At 44.9% G+C, this 25,564-nt stretch carries 28 protein-coding genes; 10 read left to right on the forward strand and 18 right to left on the reverse strand.

Annotation, left to right across the window (positions count from 1 at the left end):
* The first annotated feature begins 56 nt into the window (after positions 1–56).
* Together ABIX36_RS08250 and ABIX36_RS08255 are read left to right on the forward strand one after the other, a co-directional pair.
* Positions 57–1,370, forward strand: coding sequence for an NAD(P)/FAD-dependent oxidoreductase (locus ABIX36_RS08250; protein WP_348081690.1), 1,314 nt, complete (start codon positions 57–59; stop codon positions 1,368–1,370).
* Positions 1,371–2,231 carry a hydroxymethylglutaryl-CoA lyase gene (locus tag ABIX36_RS08255; protein WP_348081691.1) on the forward strand — a complete coding sequence of 287 codons (861 nt, stop codon included), beginning with the start codon at positions 1,371–1,373 and terminating at the stop codon, positions 2,229–2,231.
* Between the two features lie 90 nt (positions 2,232–2,321).
* Here ABIX36_RS08255 and ABIX36_RS08260 read toward each other — a convergent pair whose 3' ends face one another.
* From ABIX36_RS08260 to fbaA, 3 genes are all read right to left on the reverse strand, one after another.
* Positions 2,322–2,753, reverse strand: a complete 432-nt coding sequence (locus tag ABIX36_RS08260; RefSeq protein WP_348081692.1) for a GNAT family N-acetyltransferase — start codon at positions 2,751–2,753, stop codon at positions 2,322–2,324.
* A complete protein-coding gene (locus ABIX36_RS08265; protein ID WP_348081693.1) occupies positions 2,713–3,216 on the reverse strand; it encodes a low affinity iron permease family protein in 504 nt (167 codons plus the stop codon). The genes ABIX36_RS08260 and ABIX36_RS08265 overlap by 41 nt, the downstream gene beginning before the upstream one ends.
* Positions 3,217–3,302: 86 nt before the next feature.
* Positions 3,303–4,382 carry a class II fructose-bisphosphate aldolase gene (fbaA, locus tag ABIX36_RS08270; protein WP_348081694.1) on the reverse strand — a complete coding sequence of 360 codons (1,080 nt, stop codon included), beginning with the start codon at positions 4,380–4,382 and terminating at the stop codon, positions 3,303–3,305.
* A 244-nt stretch (positions 4,383–4,626) separates the two neighbouring features.
* Between fbaA and accD the strand changes: the two genes are divergently transcribed.
* Positions 4,627–5,490 carry an acetyl-CoA carboxylase, carboxyltransferase subunit beta gene (gene accD / locus ABIX36_RS08275; protein ID WP_348081807.1) on the forward strand — a complete coding sequence of 288 codons (864 nt, stop codon included), beginning with the start codon at positions 4,627–4,629 and terminating at the stop codon, positions 5,488–5,490.
* A 12-nt stretch (positions 5,491–5,502) separates the two neighbouring features.
* Here the strand turns inward: accD and ABIX36_RS08280 are convergent, their stop codons facing one another.
* The 4 genes from ABIX36_RS08280 to glmM all read right to left on the reverse strand — a co-directional run bounded on the left by ABIX36_RS08280 (position 5,503) and on the right by glmM (position 9,036).
* The gene (locus ABIX36_RS08280; RefSeq protein ID WP_348081695.1) at positions 5,503–5,790 is read right to left on the reverse strand and encodes a hypothetical protein; all 288 of its coding nucleotides are present in this window, start codon (positions 5,788–5,790) and stop codon (positions 5,503–5,505) included.
* Positions 5,791–5,952: 162 nt separating this feature from the next.
* Complete coding sequence (locus tag ABIX36_RS08285) at positions 5,953–6,378, reverse strand: hypothetical protein (RefSeq protein WP_348081696.1); 426 nt, start codon at positions 6,376–6,378, stop codon at positions 5,953–5,955.
* Positions 6,379–6,414: 36 nt separating this feature from the next.
* Positions 6,415–7,551 (reverse strand): cysteine desulfurase family protein, encoded by a 1,137-nt coding sequence (locus tag ABIX36_RS08290; RefSeq protein WP_348081697.1) that lies wholly within the window; start codon positions 7,549–7,551, stop codon positions 6,415–6,417.
* A 99-nt stretch (positions 7,552–7,650) separates the two neighbouring features.
* A complete protein-coding gene (glmM, locus tag ABIX36_RS08295; protein WP_348081698.1) occupies positions 7,651–9,036 on the reverse strand; it encodes a phosphoglucosamine mutase in 1,386 nt (461 codons plus the stop codon).
* Between the two features lie 128 nt (positions 9,037–9,164).
* Between glmM and ABIX36_RS08300 the strand changes: the two genes are divergently transcribed.
* Positions 9,165–9,734, forward strand: coding sequence for a phosphatase PAP2 family protein (locus tag ABIX36_RS08300; RefSeq protein ID WP_348081699.1), 570 nt, complete (start codon positions 9,165–9,167; stop codon positions 9,732–9,734).
* Between the two features lie 410 nt (positions 9,735–10,144).
* Here ABIX36_RS08300 and ABIX36_RS08305 read toward each other — a convergent pair whose 3' ends face one another.
* From ABIX36_RS08305 to ABIX36_RS08345, 9 genes are all read right to left on the reverse strand, one after another.
* Positions 10,145–10,597 (reverse strand): MarR family transcriptional regulator, encoded by a 453-nt coding sequence (locus ABIX36_RS08305; RefSeq protein WP_348081700.1) that lies wholly within the window; start codon positions 10,595–10,597, stop codon positions 10,145–10,147.
* A 36-nt stretch (positions 10,598–10,633) separates the two neighbouring features.
* Entirely contained in the window at positions 10,634–10,795 is a 162-nt protein-coding gene (locus ABIX36_RS08310; protein ID WP_348081701.1) for a DUF5522 domain-containing protein, read from the reverse strand.
* Positions 10,795–11,733, reverse strand: a complete 939-nt coding sequence (locus ABIX36_RS08315; protein ID WP_348081702.1) for an MBL fold metallo-hydrolase — start codon at positions 11,731–11,733, stop codon at positions 10,795–10,797. Before ABIX36_RS08315 ends, ABIX36_RS08310 begins: the two co-directional genes overlap by 1 nt.
* Positions 11,730–12,338 (reverse strand): dephospho-CoA kinase, encoded by a 609-nt coding sequence (gene coaE, locus ABIX36_RS08320; RefSeq protein WP_348081703.1) that lies wholly within the window; start codon positions 12,336–12,338, stop codon positions 11,730–11,732. Before coaE ends, ABIX36_RS08315 begins: the two co-directional genes overlap by 4 nt.
* Complete coding sequence (locus ABIX36_RS08325) at positions 12,338–13,282, reverse strand: CdaR family protein (protein ID WP_348081704.1); 945 nt, start codon at positions 13,280–13,282, stop codon at positions 12,338–12,340. Before ABIX36_RS08325 ends, coaE begins: the two co-directional genes overlap by 1 nt.
* A gap of 102 nt (positions 13,283–13,384) precedes the next feature.
* Positions 13,385–13,714: a preprotein translocase subunit YajC gene (yajC, locus tag ABIX36_RS08330; protein WP_348081705.1), complete on the reverse strand. Its 330-nt coding sequence runs from the start codon at positions 13,712–13,714 to the stop codon at positions 13,385–13,387.
* A gap of 19 nt (positions 13,715–13,733) precedes the next feature.
* Complete coding sequence (locus ABIX36_RS08335; protein ID WP_348081706.1) at positions 13,734–14,156, reverse strand: DUF1573 domain-containing protein; 423 nt, start codon at positions 14,154–14,156, stop codon at positions 13,734–13,736.
* A gap of 7 nt (positions 14,157–14,163) precedes the next feature.
* Complete coding sequence (locus ABIX36_RS08340) at positions 14,164–15,111, reverse strand: transcription antitermination protein NusB (protein ID WP_348081707.1); 948 nt, start codon at positions 15,109–15,111, stop codon at positions 14,164–14,166.
* Positions 15,112–15,159: 48 nt separating this feature from the next.
* Positions 15,160–16,245, reverse strand: a complete 1,086-nt coding sequence (locus tag ABIX36_RS08345; protein ID WP_348081708.1) for a Glu/Leu/Phe/Val dehydrogenase — start codon at positions 16,243–16,245, stop codon at positions 15,160–15,162.
* Positions 16,246–16,443: 198 nt separating this feature from the next.
* Between ABIX36_RS08345 and ABIX36_RS08350 the strand changes: the two genes are divergently transcribed.
* The 4 genes from ABIX36_RS08350 (at position 16,444) to ABIX36_RS08365 (ending at position 19,690) form a co-directional block, all read left to right on the forward strand.
* Positions 16,444–16,929, forward strand: coding sequence for an antitoxin Xre/MbcA/ParS toxin-binding domain-containing protein (locus ABIX36_RS08350; RefSeq protein WP_348081709.1), 486 nt, complete (start codon positions 16,444–16,446; stop codon positions 16,927–16,929).
* Positions 16,926–17,381, forward strand: coding sequence for an RES family NAD+ phosphorylase (locus tag ABIX36_RS08355; RefSeq protein WP_348081710.1), 456 nt, complete (start codon positions 16,926–16,928; stop codon positions 17,379–17,381). The genes ABIX36_RS08350 and ABIX36_RS08355 overlap by 4 nt, the downstream gene beginning before the upstream one ends.
* Before the next feature lie 74 nt (positions 17,382–17,455).
* Positions 17,456–19,246, forward strand: coding sequence for an ABC transporter ATP-binding protein (locus ABIX36_RS08360; RefSeq protein WP_348081711.1), 1,791 nt, complete (start codon positions 17,456–17,458; stop codon positions 19,244–19,246).
* A 123-nt stretch (positions 19,247–19,369) separates the two neighbouring features.
* Positions 19,370–19,690, forward strand: coding sequence for a DUF3276 family protein (locus ABIX36_RS08365; protein WP_128531608.1), 321 nt, complete (start codon positions 19,370–19,372; stop codon positions 19,688–19,690).
* 85 nt (positions 19,691–19,775) lie between these two features.
* On the opposite strand, the gene ABIX36_RS08370 is transcribed toward ABIX36_RS08365, so the two are convergent.
* Positions 19,776–20,258, reverse strand: coding sequence for a DUF5362 family protein (locus tag ABIX36_RS08370; protein WP_348081712.1), 483 nt, complete (start codon positions 20,256–20,258; stop codon positions 19,776–19,778).
* A gap of 54 nt (positions 20,259–20,312) precedes the next feature.
* Positions 20,313–21,683, reverse strand: coding sequence for a magnesium transporter (gene mgtE / locus ABIX36_RS08375; RefSeq protein ID WP_348081713.1), 1,371 nt, complete (start codon positions 21,681–21,683; stop codon positions 20,313–20,315).
* A 200-nt stretch (positions 21,684–21,883) separates the two neighbouring features.
* Between mgtE and ychF the strand changes: the two genes are divergently transcribed.
* Complete coding sequence (gene ychF / locus ABIX36_RS08380) at positions 21,884–22,987, forward strand: redox-regulated ATPase YchF (protein ID WP_348081714.1); 1,104 nt, start codon at positions 21,884–21,886, stop codon at positions 22,985–22,987.
* 424 nt (positions 22,988–23,411) lie between these two features.
* The gene (locus ABIX36_RS08385) at positions 23,412–25,430 is read left to right on the forward strand and encodes a M13 family metallopeptidase (RefSeq protein ID WP_348081715.1); all 2,019 of its coding nucleotides are present in this window, start codon (positions 23,412–23,414) and stop codon (positions 25,428–25,430) included.
* Positions 25,431–25,564 lie beyond the last annotated feature (134 nt).

Here is a 25,564-nt window from a genome sequence, read left to right on the forward strand (position 1 = left end):
TTGGAGCCTTTTTTGTTTTAACAGCTGAGGATTAAATACACAACAATCTACGTATCATGAACCCTAACGAACTGTCAAAATTCCCAACAGTAGTTATCATAGGCGGTGGCTTCGGTGGCATACAGGTTGCCAAACAGCTTGCCAATAAGCCTGTAGAAGTTATACTGCTTGATAAACATAATTACCATACTTTTCAACCACTGCTTTACCAGGTAGCCACCGGCGGGCTGGAGGCCGAATCAATAGGCTTTTCTCTCCGCAAAAACTTTGAGGGGCAAAAAAATCTTCGTTTCCGCATTGCCGAAGTGAGCAAAATAGATACGGAACGCAACGTGGTGCAAACCGATATAGGCCCTTTCCCTTACGATTACCTGGTGATAGCCACCGGCTCTACCACTAATTTCTTCGGCAATAAGGATATCGAAAAGCACGCCATGCCGATGAAATCGATTCCGGAAGCACTCAACCTGCGCTATATGGTGCTACAAAACCTGGAGGAAGCCATTTTAAAGCCCTCTAAGGAAGAACGCGCGCCATACCTATCATTCGTGCTGGTTGGTGCCGGCCCTACCGGTGTGGAGCTTGCAGGCGCTTTAGCCGAATTGCGCAATCACGTGCTTAATAAGGATTACCCCGAACTGGCCAAAGAAGAAATGAGGGTTTACCTGGTAGATTTTCTGCCGAAGGTATTGGGCCCTTTTTCTGATGAAGGCTCCAACGCAGCAAAGGGTTACCTCACCAAAATGGGTGTAGAAGTATTGCTGAATGTAAAAGTAGAAAGCTATAATGGCGAAGAAATTAAATTCGAGGGTGGTAAAAGTATCCGCACCAAAAATGTTATCTGGTCGGCAGGTGTGGCTGGTGTTGTACCCGAAGGTGTTTCTAAAGAAGCCATAGAGCGCGGCAACAGGGTTAAGGTAGATAACGTTTGCCGCATGGTAGGCAGCAGCAACATCTTCGCTATTGGCGATGTGGCTGCCATGATTACCGATGATACGCCAAAAGGGCACCCGGGCGTGGCACAGGTGGCTATACAAATGGGGCAGCTTACCGGCAAAAACATCAACCGCATTATTCGTGGCGAACAGCCCGAGCCGTTTAAATATTTTGATAAGGGCTCATTGGCTACCATAGGCCGCAACAAAGCCATCGCCGATTTGGGCAAGATCAGGTTCCAGGGATTTTTTGCCTGGCTGATATGGATGTTTGTGCATCTCATTTCGCTGATGGGCGGGCGTAACAGGGTAATTGTATTCATCAACTGGGTAGCCAGTTATGTAAATAACAACGGTGGCAGCAGGCTCATTATCCGTAAGTTTGAGCGCGAAGAACTGGCGCAGAAGGATGTACAGGTTTCAAAAGTCGACTAAATGGCTGAGCAGATAAGAATAACCGAATGCCCCCGCGATGCCATGCAGGGCCTTACCGAATTTGTACCTACGGATGTAAAGGCCGCCTATATCAACCTGCTGTTACAGGTAGGTTTTGATACCATAGATTTCGGCAGCTTTGTATCGCCGAAGGCCATCCCCCAACTGCGCGATAGCGCGGAAGTATTAAGCAAGCTTGATCTGAGCAGCACGCGATCTAAACTATTGGCCATTATAGCCAATTACCGGGGTGCAGATGAAGCTGCGACGCACGAGGAGATTACCTTTTTAGGATATCCATTTTCCATCTCAGAGACTTTTCAACTGAGAAACACCAACACAACCATTAACCAAGCCTTTGACAACGTAAAGCGGATAAATGAGCTTTGCCTCGCTAAAGATAAATCGCTGCTGATATACCTTTCCATGGGTTTTGGTAACCCCTATGGCGACGAATGGAACGCGGAAATAGTGCAGCACTGGGCACAAAAGATGATCGATGAAGGTATTGGTTACATTGCGCTATCTGATACTATTGGCATTGCCGAACCGGAGCAGATCAGCGCCCTGTACCCGGCATTGACCAAAATGTCGGAGATCACGAGTTTTGGGTTGCACCTGCACTCCACGCCCGATACCTGGCAGAAAAAAGTATCCGCTGCCTACGAGGCCGGCTGTACCCGTTTTGATGCCGCCCTGAAAGGCTACGGCGGCTGCCCAATGGCCAAAGACGACCTCACAGGCAACATCGCCACCGAAAACCTGATAGCCTACCTCCTGCACCAAAACAGCGACCCTGGCCTTGATTTGGATAAATTAGGCGAAGCAATGGAATATTCGGGTAAAGTGTTTAGTTCGTAGAGGCAAGAAATAAGAATCAAGAGACAAGAATTGAATATATCTCCACACGTCATTGCGGGACGGTTGTTAGTGCCCAATCTAAATCTGAAATTACTTCCGCACCATCTTATAATGCCTTATCCCCGCTTCTTCAAACTCGGGCCCGGTTTTTTCAAAACCGAAGCGCTCGTATAAGGTAACAGCAGCTAACTGGGCGTGCATATAAATGTAAGTGGCATCGGCAGGTAAAGCGCCCAGTACGTTGCGCACCAGCTCCTGCCCTACGCCAAAACCGCGGAATTTTTTCAGTACGGCAAAACGCTCCAGTTTATAGCCTTTATCGGTTTTTCTCCAGCGGCAGGCGCCGGCGGGCTCGCCATCAACCGTGGCTAAAAAATGCGTGCTTTCATCTTCAAACTCCCACTCCAGTTCGGGCGGGCAATCTTGTTCAACAACAAATACTTCGCGGCGTATGGCAAATACTTTCTCCAGTTCAATAGGATCACTTACCTGATGTACTTCTATTTTTGAGGGCTCGGGCATAATGAGATTTAGATTTATAGCCGGTTTGCTTGCTTGAATGGTTCTCCTCCGCCGCGTCTATCGAATGCGTACAGGTAAGGTCATCTTCCTTCTCGGCAAGATCGGATAATTTTACATAAAATTTATGTAATTGGTCCAGGTCTATTTCGCTCAGGTCCTCAATATCCACCATTCGGTTACTGGCTCCCTGGTGCGAAGCAAGCAACTCGTTCAGTTTCAAATGGATGGCCTTTGAGTCTTTATTCTGCGATTTCTGGATGAGGAACACCATTAAAAAGGTGATGATGGTAGTACCCGTATTGATGATGAGTTGCCAGGTGTCCGAATAATTAAATATCGGCCCCGTTATTAGCCATACTACAATAGTGGATATTGCAATAATAAATGCAGCCGAACTACCGGTGGCCATAGTTGCCCAATTGGAAAATCGTTCGAATAAGTTATTGTTCTTCTTTTTAGCCATGTTGCTTAATATTTAACCTTACAAACCTAAAAAAACCGCCAATGTTCTTACACAAGGGCGGTTTTTATTCTTATGAGCTATGTAGCTTATATCTTGCTGTTAGCGTCGATGCAATTCAGATCGCCGAAGGCAACGGTTAAGCGTTTTACAAAAGTTTCTTCGGCCTTGCGTAACCATACGCGTGGATCGTAGTATTTTTTGTTTGGCGAATCATCTCCATCCGGGCTGCCAATTTGTGTTTGCAAATAGCCTTCTTTTGCCTGGTAGTAATCTTTTATACCTTCCCAAAATGCAAACTGCATATCGGTATCAATGTTCATTTTTATAGCTCCGTAAGATATCGCTTCGCGAATTTCTTCCTGTGATGAACCCGAACCACCGTGGAATACGAAGTTGATAGGTTTATCGGCAGTAAGGTTGTGCTTTGTCTTTAAAAACTCCTGAGAGTTGTGCAGGATAACCGGTTGCAATTTAACGTTACCTGGTTTGTACACACCGTGTACATTACCAAATGCAGCAGCAATGGTGAATTTATCGCTCACTTTAGAAAGTTCTTCGTAAGCGTAAGCAACCTCTTCTGGCTGGGTGTATAAGCGTGAGCTATCTACATCAGAGTTATCAACGCCGTCTTCTTCGCCGCCGGTTACACCAAGTTCAATTTCAACGGTCATGCCCATTTTAGCCATACGGGCTAAGTATTTGGCAGATATTTCGATATTTTCTTCGATAGGTTCTTCAGAAAGATCGAGCATGTGTGAAGAGAACAGAGGTTTGCCGGTTTCAGCAAAAAATTTCTCGCCATGCTCTAACAAACCGTCTATCCATGGCAATAATTTTTTTGCGGCATGGTCGGTATGTAAAATTACGGCAACACCGTAATGTTCAGCTAATAAATGCACGTGCTTTGCCGCAGATACACCGCCTAAGATACAGGCCTGTAGTTTTGAATTATCCAGCGATTTACCCGCGTAAAACTGCGCGCCGCCGTTTGATAATTGAATAATAACAGGAGAATTGACAGCCTTTGCTGTTTCCATTACTGCATTTATAGTGTTTGTGCCTATAACGTTTACCGCCGGCAAAGCAAACTGGTGCTCTTTAGCTGCTTCAAATAGCTCCTGCACCTGGTCTCCGGTCAGTACGCCCTTGTAATCTTTTAAACTCATTAACTTTATGAACTTTATGTTTGTGCGCCGAAGTTATAAAAATAGTTGAAAAGTTTGACGGTTTGACGTTTGAAAAGTTGAATAATATACATAGACGCCCGTTTATGTAGACTTTACGCCCTATCGCAAAGCTTTAATATATTTTTTAAGTGCGGTTTCAAAAAGACATTTCAACATTAAAACATTATAACCTTACAACCTTTTTTTCGTTTCTTTGCACTACTTGAAAGACTTAGAAATAGATATGGCGTGGTTTAAGCGAGAACTTAAAGGGATAATTACGACTACTGAGGAAAAGAAGGAAGCCCCCGACGGCATCTGGAACAAATGCCCCAACTGTAAAAAACCTTTGCATTACTCCGAGCAGGTTGAAAACCAATACGTTTGCCACTACTGTGGTTTCCACATACGCATTGGCTCCAAAGAGTATTTTTCTATTCTGTTTGATGATAACCAATTTACCGAACTGTTTGGCGGCCTTACCTCCGGCGACCCGCTGCACTTTACGGATACCAAAAAATACACCGACCGCTTAGTTGAAACCAAAAAGAAAACCGGTTTACAGGATGCTATCCGCGCAGGCGTTGGCAAAATGAACGGGCAAGATGTGGTTATCGCTTGTATGGATTTTAACTTCATTGGCGGCTCTATGGGTTCGGTAGTGGGCGAAAAGATAGCCCGGTCTATCGATCACAGTATTGCTAATAAGATCCCTTTCCTGATGATCTCCAAATCGGGAGGTGCCCGAATGATGGAAGCAGCCTTCTCGCTGATGCAGATGGCCAAAACATCGGCTAAACTGGCCCTTTTAAGCCAGGCAAAAATACCTTATATCTCTTTACTTACCGACCCAACAACAGGCGGTGTAACCGCATCTTACGCTATGCTGGGCGACATCAATATTGCCGAGCCGGGTTCACTAATTGGCTTTGCCGGCCCGAGGGTTATTAAGGAAACTATTAAAAAAGACTTACCAAAAGGATTCCAAACCGCCGAATTTGTACAGGAACACGGTTTCCTCGATTTTATAGTGGACCGCAGGGAAATGAAAGAAAAATTAGCGAGCTTTTTAAAGATGCTAGCGCCCGTAGCCCCCCCCGCCCCCTGAAGGGGGGCTTGGTTATATCCCTTCTGTACCAGGCTCGTGCCCTACCATACGGCCTGTAGTGCGGCCATGCGGACGGCTTTCAAAATCTGCACGTGCCGGGCCTTCAGACGGGAACTCTTTTCTATCCGGCTGGGTTACATCATTTTGTTCGCTGTATGATGCATCATTGCCTTCCTGCTGTTGTTCTTGTTCGTTCTGCTGGCGGTAACCTGTACCCTCCTGTTCGCTTTGGCGCTCTTCAGGTGTTTCGTTCGGGTTATGGCTTGGATTGTATTCCGGGTTTCTTTCGTTGCTTTCCATGATATTTAGTTTTTAATTGTTCATTAACCATCAACCAAAAACAATACCAATTTTAACGATAACGAAATTTAATTACCATTTCTTCTTCCGGTGCCCTAACTGGAAGGCTTGGAATGCGACGGTGAGGACACCATCAACAGCGGCAAAAAAGACAATAAGTAATTATCTTAATTCAATTTTTTCACCTTTTTTAATATCGTCTATTGTCCAGCTATTATAGATTATAATCGCATCGCTGACCCGACTTAGTATATCATTTTTGAAAAAACTTAGTTCTGCTTTCTCGATCAAATTGTATTTTAAAAGATAACGGGTATCGCGTGTGTCAATGGATTTCATCATAGAAGACGAGAAGCTTAACTTATCAGGCAAATCATCGAACACAATTGAGAAGCTTCCATAAGGCCCCTCGTTTTTACAGAAACTAAAAGCTATGCCCTCTGTTTTCTCAATCGAAAATTTTAACTTCCAATTATGGCTTTTAAAAAGTGGTTTTACAATTTTCTCTATATTTAATATCTCGTCGAACAACGCAAAGTATTGTTCCTCGTTAATTGTAGAGTAAACATTATATAGTAATTTTCTCATTTGGGTTGTAAGATAATATTCCGAAGAAACGTATCCTTACGCGCTCACCATGCAAAGCTCTTTCAACTTAGCAACCGTAAAATCAACTTCATCCTTAGTATTATACTTAGAGAAGGAGAACCTAACCGATGGCCTGTCCGCGCTGGCGCCGATGGCGGTTAACACGTGCGAGCCAATATCCGAGCCGGAACTGCATGCACTGCCACCCGATGCCGAAATGCCTGCAATATCCAGGTTAAACAGCAGCATATCTGCCATGTCCATCTCCGGGAAGGAGGTGTTCAGTACAGTATACAGGCTCTTCGCCGGGTCAGTTTCGCCGTTGAAGGCAACGCCAGGTATTTCCTGTATCATTTTAGCCATCATGTAGCTTTTCAAGTCCTGTATGTAAGTTTGGTGGGCGCCCATTTCGGTGTAGGCCAGTTCCAGTGCTTTGGCAAGGCCGGCTATGCCGTAAACGTTTTCGGTACCGCCGCGCATGTTGCGTTCCTGTGCGCCCCCGTATATCATGGGGTTGATTTTTACTTTGTGATTCACGTGCAAAAAGCCAACGCCTTTTGGGCCGTGCAGCTTGTGGGCCGCGCATACCATAAAGTGCACTTTAAGCTTCTGTAGATCGTGTAGGTAGTGGCCAACGGTTTGCACGGTATCGCTGTGGAAAATAGCATTATAGGCCTCACACAGGTCGCCTACGCGTTCTATATCGGTAATGGTACCCAACTCGTTATTGGCGTGCATCAGGGACACAAAACTGCGCTCGTTATCCTTCAGCAAAGTTTCCAGGTGGTTGTAATCTACGTTGCCTTTACAATCAACATCCACATAGCTTAGTTTGATGATACCCGATTTTTCCATCGACTGCAACGTATGGATCACCGCGTGGTGCTCCAGCTTGGTGGTGATGGCGTGGGTAAGCTTATGATCGATAATGCCGCAACGGATAGCGGTGTTATCGGCCTCGGTACCACCGCTGGTGAAGAAGATCTCCGCAGGCGAGGTGTGCAGCAGGTTAGCTACGGTTTTACGCGAACGCTCTATCAGCGTGCGTACTTCACGGCCATGGGCGTGTATGGAGGATGGGTTGCCAAACTGGTTCTCCATCACCTTGTACATTTCCTTTAAAACTTCAGGATCGAGGGCGGTAGTGGCTGCATTATCGAAGTAAACGCGCATAGTAGTAAGTGGTGAATGGTGAGTTGTGAGTGGTTATTGCTCCGAATTTTCCGGTCTTTCAGACTTACCGTCTTCCGGAGTTCGGACTCATACCAACCGTTATAAATTTAATATTTCTTTTATGTCTGCTATGATCTTTTCGGCCAGGTTATTCGCTACTGTTTCCGAATTTGCTTCAGAATAGATGCGGATAATGGGTTCGGTATTCGATCTGCGCAAATGTACCCATTCTTTGTCAAATTCTATTTTCAGGCCATCAATTGTTGAGTGCGGCTGCTTTTGGTATTTCTCCTCAACTTTCAGCAGCAGCGCGTCTATATCCATCTCCGGCGTAAGCGTTATTTTGTTTTTGGAGATAAAATAACCCGGGTAAGAGGCCCTCAGAACGGATACCGGTTTGCCAAATTTAGCCAAATGGGTTAAAAACAAAGCGATACCCACCAGCGCGTCGCGGCCGTAGTGCAGTTCGGGATAGATGACCCCGCCATTGCCTTCGCCGCCTATAACAGCGTCAACTTCTTTCATTTTATTTACCACGTTCACTTCGCCAACGGCAGCGGCATGGTATTCGCCGCCTTCCTTTTCGGTAACGTCCCGCAGGGCACGGGTAGATGACAGGTTGGATACCGTATTGCCTTTGTTGTTCTTCAGCACATAGTCGGCAACGGCAACCAGGGTATATTCTTCACCAAATACGTTGCCATCTTCGCACACAAAGCAAAGGCGATCCACATCCGGGTCAACCGCTATACCCAGGTCGGCATTTTTCTTGGTCACTTCCTGAGCTAAGGCTACCAAATTCTCGGGCAGCGGCTCGGGGTTATGCGGAAAATGGCCATCGGGCTCGCAGTATAATTCGTGAATGGTATTTACGCCCAGGGTTTTTAACAAGGCCGGCACAAAAATGCCACCGGTAGAGTTTACGCAATCAATCACTACCTTAAAATCGGCAGCTTTGATGGCTTCTACATCCACTAAAGGCAGGGCCAGTATTTTATCGATATGTTTTTGCAGGTAGCTATCGTCCTTAGTCACTTTACCAAGGGCATCTACACCGGCGTATATAAAATCGCTGTTTTCGGCAATTTCTAAAACTTCTTTTCCATCGGCATCGCTGATGAATTCGCCATCGGCGTTCAGCAGTTTCAGGGCGTTCCATTGTTTGGGGTTGTGGCTGGCCGTGAGGATGATACCTCCCGCAGCCTGCTCATCGGGCACGGCAACTTCTACGGTTGGTGTTGTGGATAGGCCGAGGTCTATCACATCAATACCCAAACCTTGTAAAGTGCCGATAACGAGGTTGTTCACCATATCACCGGATAGGCGTGCGTCGCGGCCGATAACGATCTTTTTGATACCCGAGCGTTTAACCGCCCAGCTGCCGTATGCCGATGTGAACTTTACAATATCCAAAGGCGTTAAGCCGTCGCCTGCTGCCCCGCCAATGGTGCCCCTGATGCCCGAAATTGATTTTATGAGTGTCAAAATGTGCTGTTATTTAGGCTGCAAAAATAAGTTATTTAACCCATAGCATTGTAAACATACGGTAGTTTTAAGGCTGAATTTATTGGCTATATTTGGCGCGTAAACATTATTTATCCGCCAGAAAGCCAATGCCCGATTTCCTTTTACAGCTCGACCGGCATTTATTTTACTTCATCAACCACGACCTATCCAACGCGTTCTTCGACTGGATAATGCCCCTGATGCGCAACCCCGGGTTTTGGATCCCGCTGTATATCTTCATCATCGCTTTCTGTATTTACCGCTATAAAAAACAGGGTGCCGTATTGGTGCTAATACTTGCCTTAGCTGCCGGCTTCGCCGATTTTACCAGCGCCACAATTATAAAAAAACAGGTACAGCGCGCCAGGCCCTGCCGGGATGCGGTTACCTCCCAAACCGTCATCAGCAGGGTGCCCTGTGGAACGGGCTACAGCTTCCCCTCCACCCACGCAACAGACCATTTTGCCCTCGCTGCTTTCCTTTGTTGCCTGTTTTACCGCAGATGGAAATGGGCTGGCATCACGGCCCTGATATGGGCTGCTATTATCTGCTTTGCGCAGGTGTATGTTGGTGTTCATTACCCGGTAGATGTTGTAGCAGGCGGGCTGTATGGGGCTTTAGTGGGTTGGTTATTTGCCTTAGGGTTTAGAAAATTGCAGCCGGGATTTAAGGCGTAGAACTAAGCTGGCAAACCCCTCCCAAAGGTTATAGCCTATTAAAAACAACATAATTCAATCCTATCAGCCCTGCTAAGATTCGCTTCAATTTGGGCATCGCTATTCCCATCGGTAACATTTTTTTATGGCAAAACAGGGTTAACATAACTTAACACAATTTCAATAATTATTTTTTAATTATTTGATAATCAATAAATTACAAAAACAGAGGGTTAACATTTTTTGGGGGAATAGTCGTGTCACCATAAATGCTAAAACTTCTACTATGAAATCGTAAAAAAACTTAATAAATAAATCTTCTGATGGGCTATTACTCTTCGAGGGGAATTAAAAAAAGAGGAAAGGCGCCCGTTTTGCACATGCGCCTTCTATATCTTGTTTTCCTGATTTAAAAAATCTTGTTTCTAAACTTAAGCCCCCCTCATTTTATCCAATAGTTCGCTCAACTGGCCTGCCTCTTCTTCGGTAAGGTTTTCGCCGAGGATGTCGCGGGTTTTAAATTCCTTATCCATTTTGGACAGGATCTCCAGCCCCTGGTCGCTGATGCGGATATCTACAGCGCGGCGGTCCTTATTGTTAGTGCAGCGCGACACCAATTCCTTTTGTACCAGCCTGTCTACAATGCGGGATGCATCGGACATCTTATCTATCATGCGCTCTTTCAGCAGGTTAACGGTTGCGGGCTTTGGGTATTGGCCACGCAGAATACGCAGTATATTAAACTGTTGCTGGGTTAAATTGTACTGTTCGAATTTTGGGCGTGATATATTGGCCATCCAGCCGTACGTGTACGACAGGTTGATGGCCGCTTTGTGGTAATTATCCTCAAAATTCGTGCTTTTGATATCTTCCTCTATTCCCATTTTAACGCAATACCTTGATTTTGATGCAAATATAACTTATTTATTTTCTTTTTGTTTTTCCTCCTCTTCGCGCCCATAGTTCCAGGGGCAGTGCAGGCATTTGTTTTTGCAGCAATAACCGCGTTTTAAATGATATTCTTTTGTGAAAACAAAGTTACCATCCTCGTTGATGTAGTAGTCTACGTTTTCCTGCAGCATTAGTTCAGCAATTTTACAAAAATATCATTTTTAAAATGATCCCGAAGGTGTTTACCCTCCCCGTGCAGGGTCCAAACTTGTTTTGGTTGGGTTTGTTCTATAGTGTGGAGGATATCGGCCCAGTCGGCATGGTCGGATATAAACAGGGTATCCTGCGCGTTTACCTGTAAATTCTTCCATCCCGAAGCAAATAAGCGCTTAACGCCGGTTGCCCGCAAATAACTATCAAACGTAAAGGGCGGCACAATGTACACCCACTCCTCCTGCGTTTTCATCAGCTTGCGCCCATACATCTGGTGTTTGCCCAGGGCGAAACCCATCTTCTCGTAAATAGCGTTAATGGGCATAATGCGATGATGCACCAATATCTTTTTTTGCGGCGCGTAATCGTTTATCATCCTGATCAGGCGCTGGCTTTTGCCGAGGCTGTAGGCCCCTAACAGAATATTTACCTTGATGTCGTTCAGTTTTTTTATCTCCTCAACCGGGTCGGGATGGGCGGTGTTGGGTTCTGCAAAAGTACTTTCGGTGATCAGTACATCTGCCTTTACAAATTGCATAGGCTCACAGGTGCTGTCAGGTTGCAGCTTGTAATCACCTGTATACAAATACCTTGCCCTCTTATATTCCATAAGCACCTGCGCGGAGCCGGGCATGTGGCCCGCAGGAATAAAAGTTATTTGCACGCCTCCAAGCTCAAATGGGGCATTATAATCGGCAGTATAAATTACCTTCCCTGCGCTTTTGCCGTAGCGCAGCTGCATAAAAGCGATAGTAGCAGTGGTGGCATATACATTGGTATTCCCGCTTACGGCGTGGTCGGCATGGGCGTGGGTAATTACGGCTTTAGCTACGGGTTGTTTTGGGTCGAGGTAGAAATCGCCGTAACGGCAGTATAGCCCGTTGGCATCGAAAGAAAGAAAATCGTCTAATATCATTCGCTTTGAGCAAGAGACAGGTATAATTTGTGCAGTTGCAACACCCGTGGTATTACCAGTTCGGTATCGTCGTTAATAATTATATCGTTAGCCAGATCCAGTTTTTGCTCTTCGCTCATTTGGCGGCTATTACGTTTCTGTACTTCTTCTTCACTTACCTTATCGCGCAGCATTACACGCTGCAGGCGTATTTTCTCAGGTGCCGATATCATCAGCGAGCGATGGCACATTTTGTAGGAATCGCTTTCGAACAGTAATGCAGCCTCCTTTAATACATAAGGCACATCTTTTCGCCCTTTGAATTGCTGCACCCACACCTCAAAAGCACGGAAAACAGCCGGATGTACCAACCGGTTTAGCTTTACCAGCTCTTCCTCGTTATTAAAAACAATTCCGGCGATATGCTTGCGGTTAAGCGTTTCGTCGGCCAGGTAGGATTCAGTACCGAAGGTTTCTTTGATGCCCTCCACCAGGATAACATCTTTCACCATCACCTTTTTAGCTTCATCGTCCGCATAAAAAACGGGGATGCCCAATACCTCAAATATTTTGCAAACCGTAGTTTTGCCGCTGCCTATATTGCCGGTGATGCCTACTTTAAACATTATTTCTTAACGATGAAATCCACATTTTGTGGCTCTATTTTTACTATTTTACTGTACGATGGCAGGTGGTTAAGCCTTACCGTTAACACACGGTAGCCCTGCTTCCACTGGTCAAGATCGGCCACGGCCTCAAAATCATCCTCGTTCATATCGGGGTAATCCTTCAGCGAAGTGGTGAACGTAACCCGTACCTTCTGCGGAAAGATCTTAACGTCATAAAAGTTACGATTGTTGATCAGTTTAACCGGGATCTGCATCGTTTTCTCGGTAAACTCGTCTACCGGAATACTCACAAAAACGCTTTTAGGCAGCACATTGAGGTTACCCTCGCCGGAAGGCACCAGGTTAACCCGCGACCTGAAACTTTCGCTAACGTCGTTTAAATTAACCGAATCGGTTCGCCAGTATTTGATCTTAGCAAGTACCTCGGCAGGGCCGCTAATGGTAACGTATGCCGGTTTCATGCGTATAGCACCAGACTGTGCAAACTGCCGCTGGTAATGCAACGCCGTTACCAGTTTTACGGGTACGCGCTTGATGAGCCGGTTTGAGAAATCGAAGTAAAGCGTATCGGGGTTAAAGGCCACAATTTGGTGGTCTAGGTCCTTCTTATCGTTTATTTGGCTTAGCTGCGTGCTTAAAACTACATAGTTTTTATTTTCGAGCGTGCTAAGATCTACCGTAACAGCCTTGTTCTCGCCGGTCATCTGCGAAAACAGCATCTTCCAGCCGGTACCTTGCACCGTTGCGTTTATGGTATCGGGCTGAAGTGAGTGAAATGCACGCCGCTGCGGGGTATTCTTAAAATTAAGCACCCGCTTAACGGTGTATTTATAAGGATTTGATAGCACCGTAAATAACCAGGCAAATAAAGCAACCACCAGGCAGGTAACAAAAGCGGATAGCCGCCTGCGCTCAATTGCCGATAATTTGATTATTGCCATTTTTAGATAAAAAGAATAGAAGGAGAAAGGACAAAGGTAAACTTTGTAAAACAAAAGAAGGCGAAAGAAATCTTTCGCCTTTTACCTTTATCCTTTTATGGCTTATTTAACTACCGCGGGGGTGTTTAAAGCTTTAGATTCTTCTAAAGAGATAGCCGATTTGCTGAAACGGATGCGGCCACCATTCTCTACTTCAATTAAAAAAGTTGTATCGGCAACTTCGTATATTTTACCGTGGATACCGGAGGTGGTAATTACCTTATCGCCTTTTTTAAGCTCTTCAACGTATTTCTTCTGATCTTTCGCTTTTTTCATTTGCGGGCGTATCATGAAAAAATAAAATACTACCGCAATTAACCCGAACATGATGAACTGTGGGTTGATACCGTAAAAATTAGGCGATGCTGCCTGTAAAAAAATAGTTGCTGTCATTTTTAAATTTATATATTAATTAGTTTGTTACCTCGCCAATAAGGTGCACCATAGTTTGTGCAGGGTTTGTATTGGCGGTAACGGTTATCTGTTTATCCTGCAGGCCCATTTTGCCTATACTGCTAAAAGTTACTTTTATAACACCATCGGCCCCGGGCTGTATCGGCGTTTTTGGTGCCTCGGGTTTTGTACAACCACACGTGGCTATAGCATCCTTAATAATTAAGGGCGATTTGCCGGTGTTGGTAAATTTAAACTCGTAAGTTACCTTATCGCCTGTTTTAATTTTACCAAAATCGTGCGATTCTTTTTCAAACTTCATCACCGGCGCATTGGTAGCGCTTACATTATCGGCAGTTGCAGCACCGCCTGTTTTGGTAGATGAATTACATGCCGAAAACAACATCCCGGCAACCATGGTACATAAGATCAGCTTTTTCATTATATTGTTATTCTATTAATCCTCTGCCTATTTTCTTTACTTTATTCTCTGCTTTCAACTCAAATAAAATCTTGTCTAATATACCGTTTATAAACGAATTACTTTTAGGTGTACTAAACTCTTTGGAGATCTCCAGGTACTCGTTAATGGTAACCTTAACCGGGATGGACGTAAAATTAATAAATTCTGTAATAGCCATCTTCATTAATAAGGTATCCATCATCGCGATACGATCCGGCTCCCAATTTTGGGTTTTCTGGGCGATGAGTTCCTGGTATGGGGTATCAAACCTGATGGTTTGCTCAAACAGGTTTACTACAAAATCCCTGTCCTCCACCCAATTGCCGCTAATTTCGGCCAGGTGATTTTCTTTAGGGTCATCGTAGGCAAAGTTTTTAAACGTTTTGGCAATAAGCGCCTGTAAAACCTCTCTATCTACCGGCCAGTAAATAAACTTATCCTCAAAAACCTGCTCGGCAAGTGATGATTTAAGGATAACTTTTTTGAAGATGAATTTAATGATGTCTTTATCGCTACCGATGGTGTCCTCGGTTTTCGCCAGGTATTCGGCGTAATCCGTAGAGTTTTTTAAAGTAGTGAACAGCGATTTTGCCAGTTCGGGATCAAACGACCAGTCTACCTTGTATTTTTTTAGCGAAACGAGGTATTCTTTATTATCACCAAGAGAAGTAAAAAAGCGGTTAGTTAATATTTTAAGATTGGGATTTAAGTCATCGGCGGTTGGCAAGTGCTTATTGGCTCTTTCTTCCGCGTCGCGCTCCGTGTACGATATTACTTCGCTGATAAGCGACAGCATCCAGATGTACATTTCAAATACCTGGTCTATACTGCTTAAGAGCTGTTTTTCGTGATGTTTGATATCGCGTGAGTTCGATTGGTGGTACGCATACAACGATTGTAATACTTTTACCCTAAGGTGCCTTCTGTTTAACATTTGTAAGAACGATTATGCCGCCCGGTGGCTGGCTGTTTATGATAATAATTAATAGGTTGACTTTACTTTTTTAATATCTGAAATACGTTTTTCGGCAATTTTGTTTGCAGCGTTTACAGTAGAAATATTTTCGGCCTTTGATAGCTTTAAAACATTACGCGTGGCTTCGTAAATATTCTCTGTAAGCTGCATGGTGCGCTTTTTACTAAAGCCCATCAGTTCCGAATAGCAATTGATAATGCCACCCGCGTTTATTACGTAATCCGGCGCAAACAGGATGCCTTTATCCAGCAGCATTTGGCCGTGCAGCGCCTCGTCCTGTAACTGGTTATTTGCCGAACCTGCTATAATAGGGCATTGCAATTTGGCAATGGTTTGTGTGTTGATAGTAGAGCCTAAGGCACAAGGCGCATAGATATCGGCATTAATATCAAATATCGAATTGTTTGATACCGCTTCGGCACCATATTTTTTTGATACCTGGCGGGTACGCTCGTCGTTAATATCGCTGATGTAAACCTTGGCGTTCTCCTCGCGCAGTAATTTTACCAAATGCTCGCCTACGTGGCCAATGCCCTGTACAATAACAGATTTGCCGGTTACGCTATCGTGGCCATAGAGTTCCTTAATGCAGGCTTTAATACCCATATAAACACCCAACGCGGCAATAGGCGCAGGATCACCGCTCCCGCCCATGGTTTCGGGTACGCCGGTAACGTGTTCGGTCTCCATGCGGATGTACTCCATATCGCGTGGATTGGTACCTACATCCTCGGCGGTAATAAATTCGCCATTAAGGTTTTTGATGAACCTGCCAAATTTGCGCAGTAAAGCTTCTGTTTTGTCTTTACGTGAATCGCCGATGATAACCGCTTTACCCCCACCGAGGTTTAAACCCGCGATGGCCGATTTATACGTCATGCTTTTGGACAGGCGCAATACATCCTGCAGGGCTTCCTGCTCGGTTTTGTAGGCCCAAAATCGGGTGCCACCCAAAGCCGGGCCCAACGTAGTATCATGAATAGCGATGATGGCCCTCAAACCGGTATCCGGATCGCTGCAAAACACAACTTTTTTGTGGCCGAGAGCGTCGAGCTGGTTAAAAATACTATCGGTTGGTTGTTGCAAAGGCATTACAGAACGGCAAAAAAAATTCGTTTTTCAGTTCTGCAAAAGTAGAGGTTTTTTTAATAGGGACAAAGTATAATAGTCCTAAGTCGTAAAACACCTAAAGTCAGTCAGGTAAAGTTATTTTTGGGCGGAAATTAAAACAAATTTGAAATTCAGGACATTTGTCTGTATCTTAGGAGACATAAAGCACGGAGGTAAAAAATGAAAGAGTCAAAAGTGTTTAATATTGAGAACCTCGGGTACGAGGTATCTGAAAGTGATAACGTTTTCAATTTTTTATTATCAGAAGCAAGCGTTGCCTATCAGCGTACGCCACGTTCCACAGAAAACGCCATAGATAACATCCGCAATGGCCTGCCTAAACTGGCTATTGATACCGTTTTGGCTAAAACAAGCATATCGCGCTCACAGCTTTCTAACATCCTGCACATCAGTACCCGCCAGTTAAACCGCTACGAAAAAGATGATCGCCTCTCTCCAGAGCAATCGAACTTTTTGTATGAGTTTACACGTATTTACACCCGTGGCCTGGATGTTTTGGGTGATGCCGCAACTATTGACGCATGGCTGGCCCGCCCTAATATGGCATTAGGCGATGTATCTCCCATAGAATTACTGGATACCGGCGAAGGTGCCCGCATGGTGAATGACCTGCTTACAAACATCGAATACGGCTTTTATTCGTGATATTTTACAGGATAACGAGGGAGAAATACGCCCGCGACCTCAGCGGCAAAGGAGGGTTGCTTTCGGCAGCACGCTGGCATAAGCACATCCCGGTGATATATGCGTCGGTAAATTCATCAACCTGTATTTTAGAGAAACTGGTGCACCTGCATACCGAAGAGATACACAACGACCTGGTAATAGTAACCATTATTGTACCAGATGATACCGCGAGCGAGCGAATAGATATAGGACAGTTACCTGTTAACTGGCGTAAATATCCCGCGCCAGCCCTACTGCAACGCATTGGCAATGCGTGGCTAAAATCTGAAGGCACTTTGCTGCTTTATATCCCCAGCGCTATAGACCCGCTTGCCAAAAACGTTTTAATAAACCCTTTGCATCCCGATGCAGCTGCATTAATAATTGGCGATATACAGCCTTTTAGGTTTGATAAAAGATTGGTAAAATAACGCCACGCCAACGCCATATTTACGCTTTTACCTTTCTATCCTTGTGCTCTTTTACTTACTTTTGGCCATAGCCAATGAAAGCACTCGCGTACCTCAATAAATTCTTTTATAAATACCGCTGGCGATTGGTGCCGGGCGTGCTGTTTGTTATCATATCAAACATATTCGCCGTGTTACCCGCGCAGGTGGTTAGGGTAGCATTTGACCTGGTTACCGAGAACATTAGCACGTACCAGCTTTTCAGCGGTTTTAACCGGCAGGAGATGATCTATGACATCTTTGGCTCAAGCCTGCTGTTGTTTGGTGTGCTGGTATTGATACTGGCTTTACTAAGGGGCCTGTTCTTGTTTTTTATGCGGCAAACCATTATATTGATGTCGCGCCATATCGAGTATGATATGAAGAACGAGATCTACAGCCATTACCAGCGCTTATCTCTTGCTTTTTACCGCCGCCACAACACCGGCGACCTGATGAACCGTGTTACCGAGGATGTTAGCCGGGTGCGCATGTACCTGGGGCCGGGCATTATGTACAGCATTAACACGGTAATCCTTTTCATCCTGGTTATTTACGCCATGCTTACGGTAAACGTGCGGCTTGCCGTATTTTCGGTATTGCCGCTCCCTGTTTTAGCGGTTATTATTTTTTACGTGAACACCATTATAGAACATCGCAGCGAGCAGATCCAGCAGCGCCTTTCGGGCTTATCCAGCTTTGTGCAGGAGAACTTTTCGGGCATCCGGGTGATCAAATCTTACGTGCGCGAAGGTTTTGTACGCGAGAAATTTGCCGCCGAAAGCGAAGACTATAAAACCCAAAGCATGGCCATGGCCAAAGTGCAAGCCATGTTTTTCCCATCTATGCTGCTGCTTATCGGGCTCAGTAATGTGATCACTATGTATATTGGCGGCGTGGAGGTAATGAAGGGCAATATCACCGCGGGTAACATCGCCGAATTTATTGTATACCTTAATATGCTGGCTTTCCCGGTGATATCGTTGGGCTGGGTAACCTCGCTGATACAGCGTGCCGCAGCGTCGCAAAAGCGCATAAACGAATTTTTGCACGAGGAGCCCGAGATACGGTCGCCCAATGCTTTACCGCATACGCTGGCGGGCAAAATTGAGTTCAGGGATGTATCGTTCACCTACCCGGATACCGGCATACAGGCATTAAAGAACGTATCATTTATAGCCAATCCCGGAGAAATGGTGGCTATTATCGGCCGTACCGGCTCGGGGAAATCTACCATCGGTAACATCATCATGCGAATGTATGATACCACCGGCGGGCAGGTTTTAATAGACGATAAACCGCTCACCCAACTCCATCTGGATAATTACCGCTCGCAAATTGGCTTTGTGCCGCAGGAGGTTTTCCTGTTTTCGGATATCATATCGCACAACATAGCCTTCAGTGCCGATGTGCTGGATATGCCCCGCGTAGAGCAGGCAGCTAGAGATGCCGCCGTTTACCAGAATATTATGGAACTGGAAAAAGGTTTTGACACCTTGATAGGAGAACGCGGCGTTACCCTTAGCGGTGGGCAAAAACAGCGCGTGAGCATTGCAAGGGCCATTGTAAAGCAACCACAGGTGTTGATTTTTGATGATTGCCTATCCGCCGTTGACACCCGCACTGAGGAGGAGATATTGAACAACCTGGGCCGCATTATGCAGGATAAAACCAGCATTATTATCTCGCACCGCATCTCTACCATCAAAAATGCCGACAAGATATTGGTAATTGATAATGGCGAAATTATTGAACAAGGCACCCACAATGAGCTGATGGAACTGAGGACGGCTTACTATGAACTTTACGAAAAGCAATTGCTTGAGGAAGAGGAAAAGCCTGCGTAACGGCACACACTACAATTTATTGCACAGTAATTTTATTAAATAGTCAATATTGTTACAATTAATACTTGCGCTTTAAAAATTTAATTATATTTATCCCAACCAAAACTATTACAATTACGATTTATGGGAGATTTTGACAACAGAGAGCGTGAAGAGGTGCACTCGAAAAAGGTGAGAGCCGGGAAGAGAACTTATTTTTTTGACGTAAAGGCAACCCGGTCTAACGATTATTATGTTACGATCACTGAAAGCAAAAAACGTTTGGAAGACGGGGTTTTTATAAAACACAAAATATTTTTATACAAAGAAGATTTTGAAAAATTTGCCGAAGGACTGAAAGAAACGGTAGATTATATAAAAGACCACCAGGAGGTTACAGAGAAACGATACGAGTTTAGCGAAAGCCCTGAGGTGGCCAAAGCAGACGAAGATTTCTCTTTTTAAGAATAGGCCCTAATTTAAACCTGAATATTACAAGCAAAAGTACCCCGCCCAAAAGGCAGGGTATTTTTGTTTTACAGCAAATGCTTTAATGCGCGCCGGCTAAACTGGCCATAACGCCGAGTATGCCAAAAGCAATTGCCAGCACATAAAATGATATAACAACAATAGTGGTTATTCCCCAAAGCTTAAAGAAAGATTTTAATTTACTGAATGCTAAGGTGGCCCCTTCGGAATCGTTAAAGACTACGGCTTTTTTTATCCTGCTGCCAAACTGGTAAACGTACAACGCAAAGAAGAACGAAAACAAAGCGACAAACAGGTAAATAACTGTCATTAACGTACCCATGCCTGCAGACATAAGTGCCATCATAGGATTGATCCGCGCCATGGCCGCGAAAATACTGCCTATAAACAAAGCTAATACAGCAACCAGGCCCGACATTACAAAACCCACAATGCCTATGAAAGAAGCCCACCGCCCGGCTTTTTGAAGATAATACTTTGCGTCTGCGGTTATTACCATTTGTGGCTCGCCGGCCGTTTCTAAAATGTTATCTGTTGTATCCATCGTTTAAGGTTTAAATTTCTTAAAAATATAAAATTAAACCTTAATTAAAACTGCCTACAACAAAACACCATTCATAAAGGCCACAGCCACGCTGAAGTAAATAATGAGCCCGGTAACATCTACCAGGGTGGCCACAAAGGGAGCCGAAGAAGTTGCAGGGTCGGCACCGAGTTTCTTTAAAAGCAAGGGGAGCATAGAGCCGGCCAGTGACCCCCAAAGCACCACTCCTATCAGCGAGAAGCCGATAGTAAGACCAACCAGCATCCAGTGTGGACCATAAAGCGTGCTAAACATACTGAAAGCCGCTATCCTTAAAAAGCCAATGATACCCAGGGTGATCCCCAGCATTAGCCCGGAGATGATCTCGCGGCGCATTACGCGCCACCAATCAGCAATGGTTACCTCGCCCAGGGCCATAGCCTGTATAATTAAGGTTGAAGCCTGCGAGCCGCTGTTGCCCCCGCTGGATATGATCAATGGGATAAACAATGCCAGCACCACCGCTTTTTCAATAGCGTGCTCAAAAAAGCCCATGGCGGTAGCCGTAAGCATTTCGCCCAAAAATAGTATCACCAGCCAGCCCACGCGTTTTTTTACCAGGCGGAAGAGGTTGATATCCAGGTAGGGCTCGTCCAATGCTTCGGTACCACCAATTTTCTGGATGTCTTCGGTGTATTCTTCGTTAGCTATCCAAAGGATATCATCAACGGTAACAATTCCTAATAATATATTTTCGCTATCTGTAACCGGCAAGGCCGTGCGGTTATTCATCCTGAACACGTTGATGGCATCCTGCTGAGGGTCGCTGGCGCTGAGGGCTATCAGTCGGCCGTCCATCAGGTCGCTCACCTTGGTTTCGGGTTTCACCAGCAAGATCTCGCGGATCCGTATATCATCCAGCAGTACGCCGTTCTCGTCTATCACATAAATAACATCAATGGTTTCGGAGTTTTTACCGTACCGGCGGATGTGTGACAGCACGCGGGTTACATCCCATGTTTTTTTAACAGCGATATAATCGGGTGTCATCAAACGGCCAACGCTGTCTTCCTCATAACCTAAAAGCGATAGCGCTTCTTTACGATCGGCAGGACTGAGGTGAAGGATGAGATTTTTTACGGCATCGCCGTGCAATTCGGCAAAAAAAGCGGTACGGTCATCGGGTGGCAGCGCGTTAACTATTTCGCCAACCTTTTGCCCGGTTAATTTTTTGATGATGCGCTCCTGTGTGGGGAAATCGAGGATGCGGAAAACATTTACCGCCCGGTTGAGCGATAAGATAGCGATGAATTTAGGGCCGTGCTCAGGCAATTCGCTTATAAGCTCTTCTACGTCAGATATATTGAGGCTATTCAAATATTCCTGTAGCTGCGTTGTATCTTCCTGCTCCAGTAACAATTCTATCTGCTCAACCATCTCTTCCATAAAAAACCCTCTTGCTTACATCTTTTTAACCTGTTTTATGCCTTGTATTAGCGCTGGCAAAAGTCGTTTATTTTTTCAAATTACAAGCCTTTTTTTCTGTTATCTTTGCAGCCGATTTGAGTTGGCAGTTTACAGTTTCCGGTATGCAGTCAAAATTCAATTTTTGAGTTTAGGAATTAGAATTTAGAATTTTAAAATACATGGGTTTACAATGTGGTATAGTAGGTTTGCCAAATGTGGGTAAGTCGACACTTTTTAACTGTTTATCAAATGCAAAGGCGCAGGCGGCCAATTTCCCGTTCTGTACAATCGAACCCAACGTGGGTGTAATAACCGTGCCGGATGAGCGCTTAACCAAGCTTACCGAGATAGTAAACCCAAAAAACGTGGTGCCAAACGTTATTGAGATAGTAGATATTGCCGGCCTTGTAAAAGGTGCCAGCAAAGGCGAAGGCCTGGGTAACCAGTTTTTGGCCAATATCCGCGCTACCAATGCTATCATTCACGTGCTGCGCTGCTTTGATGACGATAACGTGATCCACGTAGATGGCTCGGTTGATCCTATCCGCGATAAAGAGATCATTGATACCGAACTTCAGTTGAAGGATCTGGATTCGATAGAAAAAAAGATCTCCAAAATAGAGAAAATGGCCAAAACCGGTGGCGATAAGGAAGCTAAAAAGGCTTACGACGTGCTTACCATTTACCGCAACCACCTGCTGGAAGGTAAAAGCGCCCGTACCGCACCCGTTGCAGAAGGAGACGAGGAATACATTGCCGATATATGGCTGCTTACCGCAAAACCGGTAATGTACGTTTGTAATGTTGACGAAGCATCTGTTGTGAGCGGCAATGCTTACGTGGAACGCGTGAAAGCGGTTGCCAAGGAAGAGAATGCCGAAGTATTGATCATCTCCGCCCAAATTGAAGCAGAAATTGCAGAAATGGAATCGTACGATGATCGCCAGATGTTTTTATCGGACCTGGGTTTAACCGAGTCTGGCGTAACGCAGTTGATAAAAGCGGCTTACCGCCTGCTTAACCTGGCCACTTACTTTACTGCCGGTGTGCAGGAAGTACGCGCCTGGACCATCACCAAAGGCTTCACCGCGCCGCAAGCTGCGGGTGTTATCCATACCGATTTTGAGAAGGGTTTTATCCGTGCCGAGGTGATCAAATACGAGGATTTTGTAAAATACAACGGCTCGGAAGCTGCTATTAAAGAAGCAGGTAAAATGGGTGTAGAAGGTAAAACCTATATAGTTGCAGACGGCGACGTGATGCACTTTAGGTTTAACGTTTAGGCCGGGAGCCCCCTAACCCACTGAAGGGGGAATAAGAATTTCGAACACCGAATTTTGAATTAGGAATGATGAAGGCAACTTCGGAGTTCGATATTCAGCATTCGGTGTTCGGCGTTTAAAATGCCAAATTTATTCGCCCGGTCAGGCGTCCACGCCTGACCGGGCGGTGGTAGGAGGCACCTATGGAGCCAACGCCATTGCCTATTATTTCTATAAACACGGTGCTCCTAACGGAGCGTAAAACTCAATTTCGGCTAACACCCCGGAGGAGTATCGTGTTTATAGCAACAGAAGAAAAACGAGAAGACTCCGTAGGTGCCGCCTAATCATCGACTTGTTTAAACGCGATTTCCCTGCGACCACCAGATTTTAAACTTGCACCGCTCAAAAAAAGACTACCTTTAAAAAAACTCTGCAATTTTTTATGAAGAAAGTACTTTACCTGTTTTTTGCTTTATTTATCCTCAGCGCCTGGAACAACCCGGATGATCCTAAGAGAAAGTTTGTTGATGTAGCGGGGATAGATTCCACAATAAGCCCCGGCGATAATTTCTTTCGTTTTGTAAACGGCAGATGGTACGATACCGTAAAAATCGCGGATGATCAATCTGGTGTAGGTTCTTACTCGTTCCTAAATATCCCGCAAAAACAACTGCTGCAAACCATACTGGATAGTGTTTCAAAAACGAAGAATACGATGGGAAGTATCGACCAAAAGGTAGGCGATTTTTACGCCTCCGGGATGGATACCCTAACTATTAACAAACGCGGATACCAGCCTGTTGCGCCAATACTTGCACGTATCAATGCCATAAACAACGTGCCATCGCTCATGAAATTTGTTGCGAATGAAGCAAAAACAAGCAACTCCTCCATCATTGGCTTCAACATTTCGCCCGATAATAAGAACAGCGGCATTAACATTGCCCATGCTTACCAGAGCGGTACCGGTTTACCTGAAAAGGGCTATTATTTTAAAACAGATTCATCTACGCTGCACGCTCAGCAGGCTTATAAAAAATACATCAGCACCCTGTTTCAGTTAACAGGCAGTACCCTTGCCGCCGCCACAAAAAATGCAGCCGTTTGTTATAACCTCGAAAAACAAATTGCAGCATCACATAAATCAAATATCGAATTAAGGGATATCAAAGCCAATTACAATAAAATAGCTATTGCATCCCTCCGCAAAACCCAGGCTAATATAGGCTGGGCAGCATTGCTTGCCAACCTGGGTGCAAAAACCGATTATATTGATATGGCGCAACCTGCTTATTACAATAAGTTGAATTCATTGCTGAGATCCGTTCCCATAAACGACTGGAAAACTTATTTAAAAGCCAATACTCTTATCAACTACGCCGGTACGTTGAGCAAACCATTTGTGAATGCCTCTTTTGAGTTTCGTAAGGTGCTATCCGGCCAGGCCACGCAAAAATCGCGCAGGCAAATCATCACTGATGATGTAGATAACTACTTAGGGCAGGCATTGGGTCAGCTGTATGTAAAACGATATTTTAATGAGGATGCCAAAAAACGTGTGCTTGTGCTGGTAAATAACCTGCAAAAGTCGTTTGAAAACAGGATAAACCATCTTGACTGGATGAGCGATAGCACTAAAATAAAAGCAAAAGAAAAATTATACGCCATCACCAAAAAACTTGGTTACCCGGATAAATGGCGGAATTACGATAGGGTAAATATCAACAGGAACAGGTACTTTGAAAACATACTCTCGCTCAATCAAAACGATTACCAGGTTCAACTGGCAAAACTGAATAAGCCGGTTGATAAAACGGAATGGGGCACAACGCCTTCTACGGTTACCGCTTATTATAACCCATCTTTTAACGAGGTCGTTTTCCCGGCAGGGATCCTGCAGTTCCCCTATTTTGATTTTTCGGCAGATGATGCCATTAACTATGGCGGCATTGGGATGGTAATTGGCCACGAAATGACCCATGCCTTTGACGACCAGGGTGCACAATTTGATAAGGATGGCAACGTAAAAAACTGGTGGACAAAAGAGGATTACGAAAAGTTCAAATCGAAAACAAGCCAGGTATCAAGCCTATATAGTTCGTTTACCGTGTTAGATACTGTACATGTAAAAGGTGCATTAACCCTGGGCGAAAACACTGCTGATAACGGCGGCATTGCCATAGCTTACGACGCTTTCAAGATGACAGAACAAGGAAAAGGTTCTGTTAAAATTGATGGCTTTACGCCCGACCAACGTTTTTTTCTGTCGATCGCCCGGATATGGCGGGTAAAAACAAGGGATGCGTTCCTTCGTACCTATGTAAATACCAACCCGCATTCACCGGCTATGTGGCGTGTAAATGCCCCGTTGATGAATTTCGACCCGTTTTATAAGGCGTTTAACGTAAAAGAAGGCGATAAAAACTACAAGCGCGAAGATCAAAGGATCAAGATATGGTAGTAAGTACAAGGCCCGGAACTGACTGACCGAAGAAATTGGAACCCGGCGGGTGTTTTAAATGCTGATTTTTGTAACGTTTGCCTGGGTCCCACAGTCTTACCTACCAAATACTGATCGATGATATATTTAAGAAT

Origin of the sequence: Mucilaginibacter sp., assembly GCF_039925265.1 — a bacterium.
Lineage (GTDB): Bacteria > Bacteroidota > Bacteroidia > Sphingobacteriales > Sphingobacteriaceae > Mucilaginibacter.